The 15,017-nt window shown below is 72.9% G+C and carries 14 protein-coding genes; 9 read left to right on the forward strand and 5 right to left on the reverse strand.

Annotation, left to right across the window (positions count from 1 at the left end; translation table 11 throughout):
* Window positions 1-80 precede the first annotated feature (80 nt).
* The gene (locus ACTWNK_RS17405) at window positions 81-1,517 is read right to left on the reverse strand and encodes an FG-GAP and VCBS repeat-containing protein (RefSeq protein WP_474305033.1); all 1,437 of its coding nucleotides are present in this window, start codon (window positions 1,515-1,517) and stop codon (window positions 81-83) included.
* A 102-nt stretch (window positions 1,518-1,619) separates the two neighbouring features.
* On the opposite strand from ACTWNK_RS17405, the gene ACTWNK_RS17410 reads away from it, so the two are divergent.
* On the forward strand, window positions 1,620-2,852 hold the full coding sequence (locus tag ACTWNK_RS17410) for a cytochrome P450 (protein ID WP_474305034.1): 1,233 nt from the start codon (window positions 1,620-1,622) through the stop codon (window positions 2,850-2,852).
* Here ACTWNK_RS17410 and ACTWNK_RS17415 read toward each other — a convergent pair.
* A complete protein-coding gene (locus ACTWNK_RS17415) occupies window positions 2,842-4,215 on the reverse strand; it encodes an MFS transporter (RefSeq protein ID WP_474305035.1) in 1,374 nt (457 codons plus the stop codon). The two genes, ACTWNK_RS17410 and ACTWNK_RS17415, sit on opposite strands and share 11 nt — an antisense overlap.
* Window positions 4,216-4,302: 87 nt before the next feature.
* On the opposite strand from ACTWNK_RS17415, the gene ACTWNK_RS17420 reads away from it, so the two are divergent.
* From ACTWNK_RS17420 to ACTWNK_RS17445, 6 genes are read left to right on the forward strand one after another with little or no spacing between them, the layout of a single operon-like run.
* A complete protein-coding gene (locus tag ACTWNK_RS17420; RefSeq protein ID WP_474305036.1) occupies window positions 4,303-5,232 on the forward strand; it encodes an STM4015 family protein in 930 nt (309 codons plus the stop codon).
* 2 nt (window positions 5,233-5,234) lie between these two features.
* Window positions 5,235-6,305, forward strand: a complete 1,071-nt coding sequence (locus ACTWNK_RS17425) for an STM4014 family protein (RefSeq protein WP_474305037.1) — start codon at window positions 5,235-5,237, stop codon at window positions 6,303-6,305.
* The gene (locus ACTWNK_RS17430) at window positions 6,302-7,126 is read left to right on the forward strand and encodes an STM4013/SEN3800 family hydrolase (RefSeq protein ID WP_474305038.1); all 825 of its coding nucleotides are present in this window, start codon (window positions 6,302-6,304) and stop codon (window positions 7,124-7,126) included. Before ACTWNK_RS17425 ends, ACTWNK_RS17430 begins: the two co-directional genes overlap by 4 nt.
* A complete protein-coding gene (locus ACTWNK_RS17435; protein WP_474305039.1) occupies window positions 7,123-8,412 on the forward strand; it encodes an STM4012 family radical SAM protein in 1,290 nt (429 codons plus the stop codon). The genes ACTWNK_RS17430 and ACTWNK_RS17435 overlap by 4 nt, the downstream gene beginning before the upstream one ends.
* On the forward strand, window positions 8,399-9,319 hold the full coding sequence (locus ACTWNK_RS17440) for an STM4011 family radical SAM protein (RefSeq protein WP_474305040.1): 921 nt from the start codon (window positions 8,399-8,401) through the stop codon (window positions 9,317-9,319). Before ACTWNK_RS17435 ends, ACTWNK_RS17440 begins: the two co-directional genes overlap by 14 nt.
* A 56-nt stretch (window positions 9,320-9,375) precedes the next feature.
* Window positions 9,376-9,585: a hypothetical protein gene (locus ACTWNK_RS17445; RefSeq protein WP_474305041.1), complete on the forward strand. Its 210-nt coding sequence runs from the start codon at window positions 9,376-9,378 to the stop codon at window positions 9,583-9,585.
* Window positions 9,586-9,600: 15 nt separating this feature from the next.
* Here ACTWNK_RS17445 and ACTWNK_RS17450 read toward each other — a convergent pair whose 3' ends face one another.
* The 3 genes from ACTWNK_RS17450 to ACTWNK_RS17460 form a co-directional block, all read right to left on the reverse strand.
* The gene (locus tag ACTWNK_RS17450; RefSeq protein ID WP_474305042.1) at window positions 9,601-10,932 is read right to left on the reverse strand and encodes a DUF6745 domain-containing protein; all 1,332 of its coding nucleotides are present in this window, start codon (window positions 10,930-10,932) and stop codon (window positions 9,601-9,603) included.
* A gap of 135 nt (window positions 10,933-11,067) precedes the next feature.
* The gene (locus tag ACTWNK_RS17455) at window positions 11,068-11,394 is read right to left on the reverse strand and encodes a hypothetical protein (protein ID WP_474305043.1); all 327 of its coding nucleotides are present in this window, start codon (window positions 11,392-11,394) and stop codon (window positions 11,068-11,070) included.
* 105 nt (window positions 11,395-11,499) lie between these two features.
* Complete coding sequence (locus tag ACTWNK_RS17460; RefSeq protein ID WP_474305044.1) at window positions 11,500-13,026, reverse strand: alpha/beta hydrolase; 1,527 nt, start codon at window positions 13,024-13,026, stop codon at window positions 11,500-11,502.
* Window positions 13,027-13,152: 126 nt separating this feature from the next.
* Here ACTWNK_RS17460 and ACTWNK_RS17465 point away from each other — a divergent pair, with 126 nt between their 5' ends.
* Window positions 13,153-14,379 (forward strand): sensor histidine kinase, encoded by a 1,227-nt coding sequence (locus ACTWNK_RS17465; protein WP_474305045.1) that lies wholly within the window; start codon window positions 13,153-13,155, stop codon window positions 14,377-14,379.
* The gene (locus tag ACTWNK_RS17470; protein WP_474305046.1) at window positions 14,367-15,014 is read left to right on the forward strand and encodes a response regulator transcription factor; all 648 of its coding nucleotides are present in this window, start codon (window positions 14,367-14,369) and stop codon (window positions 15,012-15,014) included. Before ACTWNK_RS17465 ends, ACTWNK_RS17470 begins: the two co-directional genes overlap by 13 nt.
* The last annotated feature ends 3 nt before the right edge of the window (window positions 15,015-15,017 follow it).

Raw genomic sequence — 15,017 nt, forward strand, 5'->3', positions numbered from 1 at the left:
GGCGGTTCGCCTCGGCGTGTCGCCCGGCGTGGCGCGTGTCGCGAGTGCGGTCGCATGGCCTTCCTGTCGGGCGCGGAGCCTCAGCTCAGCGCGTAGCCGTACAGGCCCTCCCCGGATCCCGCCTTCTCGGCCTTGGCCGGGCGCAGTCCGGGGTAGGCGCCGGGTCTGTGCTGTCCGGGCACCAGCGTCACCGTGCCCTTGCCGGGTGCGGACACGACCAGGCCGGCGCCCCGCCTGCCGGAGGCGGGCAGGACGGCGAGCGCCGAGCCGAAGTCGCGTCCGGCGCCCTTGAACAGCAGGTTCGCCTTACGGGTCAGCCCGCCCGAGCGGGTGCCCGCCAGGACGGCTACCGCGCGTTCGCCCGGCACGCCGATCGCCAGCTCGTCGTCGCCGTCGCCGTTGAAGTCGCCCGCGGCCAGGGCGGTGCCGAACCGGTCGTAGTAGTGCGGTTCGCCCTTCAGCAGGCGCTGGGTCCACGTCTCGGCCCTGGCCGTGCGCAGGCCGGAGGCGGAGCCGTACACGACGTGCACGGTGCCGTCGCCGTAGTCCATCGCGCGCTGGTCGGCGCTCAGGCCCTCGCCCGGCACGCCGATCGCCAGGTCGTCGCGTCCGTCGGCGTCGAAGTCGCCCGAGGCCAGGGCGGCGCCGAACAGGTCCCACTTCTCGGCCACGCCCTTGATCCATGGGCTGTCCTGCGTGTACAGCGTGGCCTTCTCGCGTTTGACGTCGACGACGGTGACGCTGCCCTGGCCGTCGAGCAGGGGGCTGTCGCCCGGTGTGCCGACGGCGATCTCGGCCCGGCCGTCGCCGTCGAAGTCGCCGGTCGTCAGGGCGGTGCCGAACTGGTCGGTGATGCGGCCGTTCTGGCCGACCCAGCCGCTCTCCTGGGTGAAGGCCCATGGCCTGGACTGGCGTGCGGGGTCGGCGCCGCCGAGGCCGAACACACTCACGCCGCCGCCCTTGCCGTGGCTGGGCGCGCCCACGACCAGTTCGTCCTCGCCGTCGCCGTCCAGGTCACCAGCGGCGAGCGCGGCGCCGAACCGGTCGGTGCCGCGCGTGGGCAGCCTGAGCTGGGCGCCAGGACGCAGGCCCGAGGCCGAGCCGTGGAAGAGCTGCACCGCGCCGTTGCCGTCGGCGCCCGGCCGCGCGGCCCCGGTGAACTCCTCCGAGACGCCCACGGCGAGATCGGCGCACCGATCGCCGTCGAAGTCGCCGCTGACCAGCGCCGACCCGAACGAGTCGCCCGTCTCGGGCTCGCCCGGCACTCCTTCGGCCGCCTGCGAGAGCCGTTCCAGACCGCCGGAGCCGTACCTGACGACGACCGCACCGGCCCGTGCCTTCCCGACCACCTTCGTGTACGGCGCGGCGACGGCCAGGTCGGCCAGCCCGTCGCCGTCGAAGTCGGAGGGCAGACCCGAGCACGCGGCGGCGAAGGCGGGCGGCGCGAGGAGCGGCACGGCGGCGAGGGGAAGGCAGAGGCAGGCGGCGGCGAGTACGGCGGCACGCGAAGAGCTCATGTCCGGATCGTTTCCACCGAGCCGGACACCGGGCCCAACCTGGACTGAACGTCTCATGGCCAGATCCCGCCCGGCCGGGGAACGTGCCAGGATGGACGGGTGGTGAGCGATATCGATCTGGCGGATCTGGCCTTCTGGCGACGCCCGCTGAAGGAACGCGACGAGGCGTTCGCCAGGCTCAGGCAGCTGGAGCACCCGGTGTTCTTCGCCGAGCGCAAGGTGCCGTTGCTGCGCTCGGGGCAGGGCTTCCACGCCCTGGTCAGACATGCCGACGTGGTCGAGGCCAGCCGCAACGCCAAGGTGTTCTCCAGCGAGCCCGCCGTGACCAGCCCGGAGCCGCCCGGCTGGGTCAAGCACGTGTTCGGCGAGTCGATGGTCAACATGGACGACCCCAGGCACGCCAGGCTGCGCCGTATCGTCTCGCGCGCCTTCAGTCCCAGGATGCTGGCCGGGTTGCAGGACGACATCGAGTCGGCGTGCGAGCGCATCGTCGACGACGTCGAGCGCGAGGGGCCGCGTGACTTCGTCGCCCAGGTCGCCGCCCGCCTGCCCATCCACGTCATCTGCGACATGATGGGCATCCCGCAGCAGGAGCGGGCCAGGGTGCACGCCCATGTCGACGTCTCCACCGCCTACACGGGGCTGCGGCCGAGCTTCCTGCGCAGCGTGCGCATGGCCGGCCAGAACATGCTGGCCCTGCTCGCCCTGCAGCGCCTGGTCATCAGGCTGGGCAGGCAGCGCGCGGCCGACCCGGCGGGCGACCTCGTCTCGGCGCTGGTCACGGCCAACCCGGACGGCGAACGGCTGAGCGACCGCGAGCTCGGCTCGTTCTTCTCGCTGCTGCTGGTCGCGGGCAACGAGACCGCGCGCAACACCATGGCGCACGGCATCAAGCTGCTCACCGACCATCCCGAGCAGCGCGACCTGCTGACGAGCGACTTCGACAAGCACATCGGCGGCGCGGTGGAGGAGATGGTCCGCCACGTTTCGCCGATCATGCAGTTCCGCCGTACCCTCACCCAGGACTACGACCTGCGCGGCCTGCGGCTCAGGCGAGGCGAGAAGGTCGTGCTCTTCTACGGCTCGGCCAACCGCGACGAGAGCGTCTTCCCCGACGCCGACCGCTTCGACATCACGCGCGACACCAAGCCGCATGTCGGGTTCGGCGGGCCCGGGCCGCACTTCTGCCTGGGCGCCAACCTGGCCAGACAGGAGATGCGCACGATGTTCCGCGTCCTGCTGACCAGGCTGCCCGCCATCCGCTCGGTCGGCGAGCCGGTGCTGCTGCCCTCCAACTTCGACAACAGTGTGAGCGCGCAGGGCTTCAGCTTCTGAGCACGTTCGACCTGATCGTGACCAGGGTGATCAGCGCGGCCACCACCATCATGCCCGCGCTGATCGTCATCGCACTGTGGAAGCCCGCGTCGAAGCGCGCCGGATCGTCGTAGGCGTCGCCGGTCAGCCCCACGAGCGGCGGCACCGCGGCCACCGCGAGCAGGCTGCCCGTGCGGGCCAGCGCGTTGTTCACCCCGCTGGCCGTACCCGCGTAGCGTTCGTCCGCGGTGGCCAGCACGGTCGCCGTCAGCGGCGCCACCGCCGCCGACAGCCCCAGCCCGAACACCGAAACCGAAGCCAGCACCGCCCAGTACGGCGTGCCCGCGCCGATCCCGGACATCAGCAGGAAACCGGCCCCGGCCACCAGGATGCCCGCCGTCATCGGGATCCTCGGCCCGACCCGCTTGGCCAGATCGCCCGCGAGCGGCGAGAGCACCAGCATCAGCAGGGTGACCGGCAGCAACGCCGACCCGGCCGCGACCGGCGAGAACCCCGACACCTGCAACAACTGCAGCACGAGCAGGAAGAACACCACGCCCATCGCCGCGTACATGATCAGCGTGACCACGTTGACCGCGACGAACACGCGATCGCGGAACAGCGTGACCGGCACCAGCGAGTCGGGCGAGCGGCGTACCTGCACCCACACGAACGCCGCGCCGAGCGCCACGCCCGCGAGCAGGGGCACAGGCGCGCCCTTCTCGATCAGCCCGTAGGTGATCCCGGCCAGGGCGAGCGCCGCCAGCACCGAGCCCAGCACGTCGAACCTGCCGCTCGCCCGCTCGTCCCTGCTCTCCGGCACGTGCCGCAGCGTCGTCACCACGACCAGCGCGGCGAACGGCAGATTGACCAGGAAGGCCCACCGCCAGCCCGCGCTCTGCACCAGCCAGCCTCCGGCCAGCGGCCCGATCGCACTGGCCACGCCGCCGAGCCCCGACCAGACGCCCACCGCCCTCGGCCGGTCGGCCCGGACGAACGAGGCCTGGATCAACGCCAGCGACCCCGGTGTGAGCAGGGCGCCGCCCACGCCTTGCAGGGCACGGGCCAGGACCAGCATCTCGATGTTCTGCGCCGCCCCGCACAACGCCGAGGCCAGGGCGAACCACACGGTGCCGACCAGGAAGACGCGCCGCCTGCCGTACCTGTCGCCGAGTGAGCCGCCCAGCAGGATCAGCCCGGCCAGGGTCAGCGTGTAGGCGTTGACCGTCCACTGCAGGCCGGCCATACCGGCGTCGAGGTCCTTGCCGATGGCGGGCAGCGCGACGTTGACGATCGTGCTGTCCAGCATCGCGAGGCCCGATCCGAGCACGGTCGCGGCGAGGATCCAACGGCCTTGTACTGACTTGAGCTGGACGTTCTCCATAAGGATCATCATTGCCTACGCCGTTTCGGGAACTGTCGCCGATGTCTGGTAGGACTGGTGCTCCCCTTCCATCGAGGAGCAGTCGCGATGCCGCACACGTATCTGGAGAGCTTCCACGGCCTGCCGGTGGTCGCCTTCGATCCCGGCCTGGAGGAGCCTCCGGCGCCTTCGTCGGTCGCCTGGCGGGTGGCCGCGGCGCCCTACGACGAGAGCGGGCCCACGCTGGCCGAGGAGCTCGCCCTGCTGCTCGACTCGGTCGACGCCTCGGCGATCCGGGCGATCGTGATCGGCTGGTGGGGGGCGGGCTGGGACGACGTGCGGGCCGATGTCGCGATCGGTCCTCTGGTCGAGGCCGCGGGCAGGCTGACCTCGCTTGAGGCGATCTTCCTCGGTGACATCACGATGGAGGAGTCGGAGATCTCCTGGATCGAGCAGGACGACATCACCCCCCTGCTCACCGCCTATCCCCGGCTGCGCCGCCTGGAGGTGCGCGGCAGCGCCGGGCTGCGGCTCGACCCGGTCGTGCACGAGCACCTGGAGGTGCTGTCGTTCGAGAGCGGCGGGCTGCCCAGGGGCGTGGTCGCCGCCGTCGGGGCCAGCACGCTGCCCGGCCTCACCCATCTGGAGCTGTGGCTCGGCGAGGAGGAGTACAACGGCGACGCCACCGTCGCCGACCTGGCCCCCATACTCGGCGGCGAGCGGCTGCCCGCGCTGCGCCACCTGGGCCTGCAGGACAGCGAGATCCAGGACGAGATCGCCGAGGCCGTCGCCGCCGCGCCTGTCGTGGCCAGGCTGGACTCCCTCGCGCTGTCGATGGGCACGCTGTCGGACGTCGGCGCCGAGGCGCTGCTGGCCGGTCAGCCGCTCACCCACCTCACCTCGCTCGACCTCAGCCACCACTACCTCACCGACGCCATGGCCGAGCGGGTGCGCGCCGCGTTCGCGGGCGTGCGGGTCGACCTCACCGACCAGCAGGAGGACGACGGCGAGGGACGCTTCGTCGCCGTGTCGGAGTGAGCGTGCGAGCGCCGCTCGTCGTCGTCGGCACGCCGGGCGACCGGCGGGTCACCCTGTTCACCGCCGCGGCCGAGTCGCTCGGCCTGGCCGCGCCGCAGGTGCTCGCCTGGACGGACGTGCTCGCGGGGACGCCGCTCGACCTGCCGCGGGACGCCCTCGTGCGCGTCGACTCGCCGGGCGAGGACGCCGCGGCCGACGCGCTGCTCAGAGGTCCGGGCGATCCGGCGCGGGTCGGCGGCGGCCCCGCCTGGTACGCCGCCTTCCTGGCCGGGCTCGCCCGGATCGAGGCCGCCGTCGAGCGCACGCCCGGCGCCAGGCTGCTCGCCGATCCCCGCGACGCCGCCGTGCTGTTCGACAAGCGCCTGTGTCATGCCAGGCTGCTGGCCGAAGGCGTGCCCGTGCCCGATGCGCTGCCCGGTCCGATCGGCGGCTACGCCGAGCTGCGTGCGGCCATGCGTGAGGCGGACTGCCACCGGGTGTTCGTCAAACCGGCGCACGGCTCCTCCGCCTCCGGCGTGGTCGCGCTGCGGATCCACGGCCACCGGGTCAGGGCGACGAGCTCGGTCGAGCTGACCCCCGCCGGGCCGTACAACTCGCTCCGGGTGCGCGACTACGACGGCGATCGTGAGGCCGGGGCGCTCGTCGACGCGCTCGGCGGCGAGCATCCGCATGTGGAGCGGTGGTTCCCCAAGGCGGGGCTGGGCGTGGGGACGTTCGACCTGCGCGTGCTGGTCGTGGCCGGTCGGCCGACGCATGCCGTGCCCAGGGTGAGCCGCGGTCCGATGACCAATCTGCACCTGGGGGGTTCGCGCGGCTCGCTGGATGAGGTGCGGGCCAGGCTCGGGGCCGCGCGGTGGCAGGAGGCGCTGCGGGTGTGCGCGCGGGCGGCCTCGTGTTTCCCCGGCAGCCCGGCCGTGGGCGTCGATCTGCTGGTCGGGTCCGACTGGCGGCGCTTCGCCGTGGCCGAGGTCAATGCGTTCGGCGACCTGCTGCCCGGTCTGACCGGGTTCGACGGGGGCGGGGCCGAAGGGCTCGACGCCTACCAGGCCCAGCTGGCGGGGTGGGCGCGATGAGCGCGCCTCCCGACATGAACGCGGTCGTCGGCACGCACGACCTGCTGCTGCTCACGCTCGACACCCTGCGCTACGACGTGGCGGCCCGGCTGCTCGCCGAGGGCAGGCTGCCGGCGCTGGCCGCCGTGCTGCCGGGCGGGCGCTGGGAGCGGCGGCACACGCCGGGCAGCTTCACCTATGCCGCGCATGCCGCCATGCTGGCCGGGTTCCTGCCGACGCCGGCCGGGCCGGGGCCGCATCCCAGGCTGTTCGCGGCGCGCTTTCCCGGCAGTGAGACCACGTCCGGGGGCACCTGGGTGTTCGACGCGCCCGACCTGCCCGCCGGCCTGGCCGACGCCGGATACCGTACGGTCTGCATCGGCGGTGTCGGCTTCTTCAACAAGCTCACCCCGCTCGGCTCCACGCTGCCCGGCCTGTTCGGCGAGTCGCACTGGGAGCCCGGCTTCGGGGTCACCGCGGCCGACTCCTTCGAACGGCAGATCGCCTGCGCCGAGCGCCTGCTGACGGGCGAGCGCGCTCCCATCTTCCTGCTGCTCAACGTCTCGGCGCTGCACCAGCCGAACTGGCACCACCTGCCCGGCGCCACCCGCGAGCACGGCGACACGCCGGACAGCCACGCCGCCGCGCTCGAACACGTCGACCGGCACGTGGGCCGCCTGCTGACCCTGATGAGCGCACGCCGCCCGTGCTTCGCGATCGTGACCTCCGATCACGGCACGGCCTACGGCGAGGACGGCCATGTGGGCCACCGCATCGGCCACGAGGTGGTGTGGACGGTGCCTTACGCTGAGTTCGTCCTGGAGCGGGGTGTGACGTCATGAGGGCGTACGAGGGGTATGTCTATGCCTATCCCCACAAGACGGCCTATCGCCCGCTGGAGCCGCGTCCGGCGCTGGAGGAGGTCTGGGCGGGGGAGCGGGACGAGGCGCTCTTCCTCTATCTGCATGTTCCCTTCTGCGAGATGCGATGCGGTTTCTGCAATCTGTTCACCCGTACGGGCGCGCCCGCCGATCTCGTCTCGGCCTATCTCGACGCCCTGGGCCGCCAGGCGGACGCCGTGCGCGCGGCGCTGCCCGATGCTCGGTTCGCGAGTGTCGCGGTCGGTGGCGGCACGCCGACCTATCTGGAGGCGGGGGAGCTGGCCAGGCTGTTCGACCTGGCCGGGCGGTTCATCGGGGCGGGCACGGCGGCGGTGCCGGTCGGCGTCGAGACCTCGCCCGCGACCGCCACGCCCGACCGGCTGCGGGTCCTGGCCGAACGCGGCGTCACCCGGGTGTCGATCGGCGTGCAGAGCTTCATCGACGAGGAGGCGCGCGCCGCCGTACGCCCGCAGAAGCGCGCCGAGGTCGAAGCCGCGCTCGGCGCCATCCGGGAGGCGGCGATCCCCGTGCTCAACCTCGACCTGATCTACGGCATCGACGGCCAGACCGAGTCATCGTGGCGCTACTCCCTCGACGCCGCGCTGGCCTGGCGGCCCGAGGAGATCTACCTCTATCCCCTGTACGTCAGGCCGCTGACCGGGCTGGCCCTGCGACCGGGCGAGTGGGACGACCAGCGCCTCACGCTGTACCGCGCCGGGCGCGACCATCTGCTGGCCAGTGGGTACGAACAGGTTTCGATGCGGATGTTCCGCCGCCTCGACGCGCCCTCGGTTGGCGGCACGGAGTACTGCTGCCAGCGCGACGGCATGGTCGGCCTCGGCTGCGGCGCCAGGTCATACACCTCGCGGCTGCACTACTCCTTCGAGTACGCCGTCGGCGTCAGGCACGTCCGCGCGATCATCGACGACTATGTCCGGCAGGACGACTTCTCCAGGGCGAACGTCGGTTTCGCCCTGGACGAGGCCGAACGCCGCCGCAGGCACCTCATCCAGTCGCTCCTGAGGGCCGAGGGCCTCGACCGTGCGCTCTACACCGGGCGGTTCGGGACCGACGTGCTCGACGACTTCGACCTGGGACCCTTCGCGGAGCGAGGCTGGGTGCGGGACGCGCCGGGCGACGGGTGGGTGCGGCTCACGGCCGAGGGGCTCGCCCACTCCGACGCGATCGGGCCCGCGCTGTTCTCCGCACGGGTGCGGACGTTGATGGAGGCGTATGACCACCGCTGAGGGGCCGCCGGTGTTCCTGCCCGACCCCGTGCGCCGGGGCGAGGCGCAGCACCTCGCCATCCTCTACCGAGGGCCGCTGGCCAGCTGCGACTACGACTGCCCGTACTGTCCGTTCGCCAAGCGGCGCGACAGCGTCGAGGCGTTGCGTGCCGACCGGGCGGCGCTGGCGCGCTTCACCGGCTGGGTCGGCGACCAGGCGGGTGTCCGGGCGCTCTCGGTGCTGTTCACGCCGTGGGGCGAGGGGCTGGTGCGCTCCTGGTACCGGGAGGCGATGATCGGGCTGAGCCTGATGCCGCATGTGCGCAAGGTGGCGGTTCAGACCAATCTGAGCACGCGCACCGCCTGGCTGAAGCGCGCCGACCTGGGGAGCCTCGCACTCTGGGCGACCTATCATCCCGGCCAGGTGGACTTCGACCGGTTCGTCGGGCGTTGCGGTGAGCTGGTGGAGTTGGGCGTGCGCTTCAGTGTCGGTGTCGTCGGGCTGCCCGAACATCTGGAGGCCGCCCGTCGGCTGCGGGACGCGCTGCCCGCTTCGGTCTATCTGTGGGTGAACGCCGCCGAAGGCCGTTCCTACACCGATGCCGAGGCCGCGCCCTGGACCGCGCTCGATCCGCTCTTCCCGCTCAGCCGGACCCCGCATGCCAGCCTCGGGCGTGCCTGCCGTACCGGGGAGAGTGTGATCTCGGTCGACGGGGACGGCGGGGTACGGCGCTGCCACTTCGTGCGGGAGTCGTTGGGGAATCTCTATGACGGGAGTGCGTTGCGGGCTTTGGGGCCGCGTCCGTGTTCTTTGGCGGTGTGTGACTGTCATATTGGATATGTCCATCTGGAGCCGCTGGGGCTGTACGACACGTTCGCGGGCGGAGTGCTGGAGCGCGTGCCGTCCGGGTGGCCTGACATGCGATGATCGCTCGGATCGGACGCCGTGACGGGACGGCTGCGTCCTGGGGGAAAGGTCATCGCATGCTCGGATTTCTCGCCCTCACGGCACTGATCGGTGGCATTGTCGTGTCGCTGGCCAAGCTGGCCGTCAACATGGGCGACTTCACCCAGCCTGTCGTGGTCTGGATCGCCGATCTGCCGTGGTTCACCGCCCTGGGGCTGTTCATCGTGGCAGGCGTACTGGACAGCGCCGACAAGAAGGGCAAGAGGAAGGGACAGCGGGAGCAGTAGCGGTGCCGGTGACGGTCAGGTTTGGCGGTCGGGGGCGTATTCGTCGCTGGTGAGGCCGAATGTCCAGGCCACGCCCTCGCGGGCGGTCTGGGTCGAGGGGGGCACACGGAGGAAGTACGTCCGGCTGGTGCCGTCGGGCTCGGGGGTGGAGTTGATCACCTCGACCATGACGACGGGCTCGTCGTCGGGCAGGTCGATGCGCCAGAGCACGCCGGTCTCGTCCCGGTGTGTCGGCTTGGCCGCAGATTCGGTGAGGTAGCGCTCGTAGCCGTAGTGCTCCAGCATCACCCGGCGCAGCTCGGCATTGCTCTCGGCCCGGATGCGCCCGGCGTCCAGGTCGACCATCGCCGCCCCGAACTCCACCGGCACCGGCATCCCGTGCCAGGCGTGCAGCCCGAAACCGTCGGGAAAGGCCAGAGCGGGACCCGTCGCCCGATGCAGCCTGCCGAGATCGTCGCGATGCAGCTCGGCGGGCCGCTCGCTCAGCACGACCAGCTTCTCGTAGGGCCACCACCATCCGGCCGCCTCGCCCACCTGCCCCAGCGCCGCCATCGCGGCCACCGTCCGCTCCGACAGCAGCCCCTCGGGCCGCACGTCCACGCCCGCCGCCGACGCGGGCGCGTCCGGGGCGAGCAGATCGCCGACGAACGCCCCTTCGACACCGCCCGCCAGCCCCTCGAACAGCGCCAGCCAGGGCGCGTCATGCTGGCCGAGCAACGCATCCAGCGTGGCCCCGCGCAACAGGGTGGTCGCGGCCGACCCCTCCTCGCTCTCCCGCTCGTCGCGGCGAAGGTTTCCCTGCCCTGCTCGGGTGCTCGCGGCCGCCCCCTCCTCGCTCCCGACCGGCTGTCCGGCCAGAGCGCCGATGCCCCTGCGGATCTCCCCGGCCAGCCCGTTGACCTGGCTCCACAACCGCCCGCCGGTCAGCGCCCACGCCCTCGGCCACGCCGCCGCGCCCAGCGCGTCGAGCGCCTCGGCGCGGGCGGCCTCCCACGGCCTGGTCCGCAGCGCGTCCCGGGTGGAGGCGCCCACCGGCGTCGAGCCGATCACCCGCGCCACCTCGGCGACCGCGTCGGCGAGCCCGGCACGCTCCAGGACGTGTCCGGCCTGCTCGCCCCCGCTCAGCAGGGCGGCGGCCACCGCGCCCGCGGCGGGCGACGCCAGCCACACCACCCGCTCCGGCTCGGCCAGCCCGGCCAGCCGGTAGGCGGCGCGCACCCCGGCCTCCGCCCGCTCCCGGTCGGCGGCTCCCGTCGCGAACGCCGCACGCTCCCACCGCGCAGCGGCGGCGTTGAGCCGTTCGGCCAGCTCCAGCGTGAGCGCCTGCGGCGCTTCGGTCGAGGTCATGAACATGCTCCAGAAAGGCGCGCCCATCGCCCGATCACCGGCGGCGGGGAGAAGGAAAAGGAGAGAGGTACGGCGAACGCGTAGCGCAGGGAAGGGCGCGGCGCGTCAGCCGTACGGCAAGAGGGGCCGAGCCGGTCAGTCGGCCACGTAGCGGAAGGCGCCCGGAACGTACTCACGCTGCCTGACCACCCGGAACCAGCCCTTCGGCAGGGCGATCGTGTCGTGCTCCTCGTGCACGATCCGCCCGCCCGAAGGCAGGTGCAGGTAGTCGGGCCGGTCGGAGCCCGGATCGAGCAGCAGGACACCGGGCCCGGGAACGGCATGCGCGTGGCCGGTGGCCTCACCCAGGGCGAGCACCAACCGGCCACGCGCATCACGCGGCGCCGAAGGCAGCGCCCGCACGCGGTCGGGCACGGTGTCCTCGGCCACCGGCATGATCAGAATGTCGCCCTGACGGAACACGACGGACCTCCTCGCAACTCGCACACCGACCTCGGCACATCGGCTCAGTGATCGAGAAGGTATCCGTCGGCACCGACAGTTTTCCGTCAGACGGCGCTGCCGTTCTCACGGCCAGACGGCAGGGCAGTTCGTGCCTTCGGGGGGAAGGCGCAGGCGCAGGAGGTAGTCGTCGACCGTGCGCCGGGTGCAGGCCGTGCGCCCGTAGGCGCCGTGCCCGGCCCCGTCGTAGGTCACCAGCACGGCACGCGGCCCGAACTGGCGGCGTACGCCGAGCGCCATCCCGAGCCCGGTCGCCGGATCGTACCTGGAGTTGATCAGCAGAACCGCGGGTGTGCCGGGCGCGACGGCCAGGCGGTGCTGCGGATTGGCCGGCTCGCCCGGCCACAGGGCGCAGGTCAGGGCGAACGCCTGGGTGTCCGGCTGGGTACGCATCAGGGGAGCGGCCCGGCGCATCTGCCGGGCGAGTACGGCGAAACGCCGATGGTCGGGGATGCGCAGCCGCCAGTCCTCACACGCGGCGGGCGCCGGGTGCTCCAGCTCGACCACCTCGGGACCCGGCTGCCCGCGTACGACACCACGCGGCCCAGGACCGCCCGAGTGCAGCGAGCCGATGCGCTCGGCGAGCCAGACGTAGGACGGCTCCATCAGCCCGCCCAGATGCGCCTCGGTCGACAGGTCGTAGTCGCCGATCACCCGTCCGGGCAGGCTCGGGTCGCGCAGTGCGCCCCGGTCGGCTCGCTCCATGAGCTCACGCCACATCCCGCGTACGTCACGGCCGTGCAGAGCGCACTTCGACTCGCGCCCGCACCAGCGCACGAACGCCTCGAACGCCTCCTCGGCGCCGGCGGCCTTGGCACGCAGGAACGGCCCTGTGGGCAGGCTGTGGTCCGGGACGCTGTCCAGGGACATCGCACGCAGGCGGGCGCCGTACAGCTCGGCGTATCGCCGGCCGGTCAGCGTTCCGGCCGAGACGCCGTGGAAGCTGATCGTGCGTTCGCCGAGTGCGATCCTGACGGCGTCGAGGTCGCGGGCGGCGGCGCCGGTGTCCAGGTGGTCGGCCAGCGGTCCGGTCCTGCGCCTGCAGTCGGCCGCCAGGTCGGCGACGTAGGCGCGCAGCCGGTCGAAGTCGGCCTGGTCGCGCGGGGCCGGGAGGGGCTCACGCCGTACGATGTCGGCCGAGCACCGCACCGCCTGGCTGTCACCCGAGCCGCGCGGGTCGACCCCCACGATGTCGAACCTGTCGAGCACCTCCTTGCCGAAGTACCCCGCCGCCTCCTCCTGGACGAACCCGGCGCCCGGGCCACCCGGATGCACGACCAGCACACCGATCCGCCGCGCCGGGTCCGCCGCCCGCCGCCTGGCCAGCGCCAGCGCGACCCCCGGCCCACCGGGCCTGGCCCGGTCGACGGGCACCCGCAGCGTGCCGCACTGCACGGCCGGCTGCCTCGCGCATGGCGTCCAGGTGATGGCCGGGGTCGCCGGGTCGCAGTGCGCGGTCGGCTGGGCCGCGCATGGTTCCCGGGTGGGGCCCGGTGTGCCCTGTGCGGGTGTTGTCGTACCGGTCAGCACCTGGATGAGCAGGGTCGCCGCCGCTGCGGTTCGTGCCCAGGTGCGGCCTCTTCGTCTCGCCATCGGCCCTTCCTCCCGTCGGAGTGGAATCACGTCAGCGCCTATGGAAGCCGCCGATCCGGCGTCGCACAGGAGTGCGTGCACCCGGTGAAAAGGGTGGGGTCTGCCCTACCTCGTACAGTGATGGGCATGACGCTGGTCCGCGCACTGCGCAGCGCCCCTCTGCTCCTGCCCGTGTCCGCCTGGCCGTTGCGCAGCCTGGCGTATGTGAGCACCGGGATCGTGTCGGGGCTGGCGGCGCTGGCCTGGCTGCCGGTCGTGGTGGTGGCGCCGGTGCTCGCCCGGCCAGTGGTCGCGGCCGAGCGGCGGCGGGTGGTGCTCCTGGGCGAGGCCGCGTTCGCCGATCCGCATCGCCCGCCGGTACGGCCCGGCGTCGCGGCCTGGCTCAGGACGCGTTACGCCGAGCCCGCCACCTGGCGGGAGCTGGCCTACACGGTGCTGCATGCCAGTGTGCTGCTGGTGATGGACGTGGCGGCGCTCGTGCTCGGGGCGCTTCCGGCCCTGGTCTACCTGAGCGGTGTCGTCGGCCTGGCCGCGACGGCCGCCACGGTGCGGGAGGCGGCGGGGCCCGGAGGCGAGGACGCGGTGCCGCTGGCCGCTGGGGCGGCACTGGCCCTGGCGGCGTCGGCGGTGCTGCTCGCCTACACGACGGCGTTCGCCTCGATCGCGCGGTGCGCGCTGGCCAGGTCGCTGCTCTCGCCGGTCGCCGAGGCGCGGCTGCTGGCGCTGGCCGGTTCGCGTGCCCGTCTGGTCGACGCCTTCGAGGTGGAGCGCCGTCGCATCGAACGCGACCTGCACGACGGCGCGCAGCAGCGGCTGCTCCGGCTCGGCATGACCGTGCTCGCCGCCCGGATGGAGCTGGCGCACAACCCGGCGGCCGCGGCCCCGCTGCTCGACCAGGCGGCGGGCGAGGTGCGCTCGACCCTGGCGGAGCTGCGCGCGCTGATCCGGGGCATCCATCCACGCGTCCTGACCGATCTCGGCCTGCCCGCCGCCGTGGCCGAGCTCGCCGGAGGGCTCGGCGTGGCCGTACGGGTAGAGCTGGAGCTGCCCGGCCGCCTCGCGCCGCAGGTGGAGTCGGCGGCGTACTTCGTGATCGCCGAAGCCCTGGCCAATGCGAGCAGGCATGCCGCCGCGACACGTGTCGACGTGCGGGGCTCGATCACCGGCGGCGTACTCGTCGTCGAGGTGGCCGACGACGGCGAGGGCGGCGCGGACCCGGCTCTCGGCACCGGCCTGACGGGCCTGGCCGACAGGGCCGAAGCCCTGACCGGCGCCTTCACCCTGACCAGCCCGAAGGGCGGCCCCACCGTCCTGCGCCTGACGCTTCCCCTGGAGCCGCCGTGCTTCGTGTAGTCCTGGCCGAGGACGCGCTCCTGCTGCGCGAGGGCCTCGCCGCGCTGATCGCCCGCTTCGGCCACCAGGTCGTCGCGGTCGCGGGCGACCCGCAGGCCCTGACCTCGGCCGTCGCCGAGCACCGCCCCGACATCGTGGTCACCGACGTCCGCATGCCGCCGACGTTCACCGACGAGGGCCTGCGCGCCGCCGTCACCCTGCGTACGGCAAGGCCCGGCCTGCCGGTGCTGATCCTGAGCCAGTACGTGGCCACGGCCTACGCCGCCAGGCTGCTGGCCACCACCGACGCCGGAGGGGTGGGCTACCTGCTCAAGGATCGCATCCTGGAGGTGGGCGAGTTCGCCGACGGCATCGCGGCCGTCGCGGCCGGCGGGTGCGTGATCGACCCCGAGGTGGTGCGCAGCCTGCTCACCAGGCACCGGGACCCGCTCACCCGCCTGACCCCGCGCGAGCGGCAGATCCTCGCCCTGATGGCGGAAGGCCGCTCCAACGGCGCCATCACCGCCGCGCTGGGCGTCAGCGACAAGATGGTCGGCAAGCACATCAACGCCATCTTCACCAAGCTCGACCTGCCGCACACCACGACCGACGACCACCGCCGCGTCCGGGCCGTCCTGATCTACCTCGGCGCTTGAACC

It is taken from the genome of Nonomuraea sp. IBHARD001 (assembly GCF_056106265.1).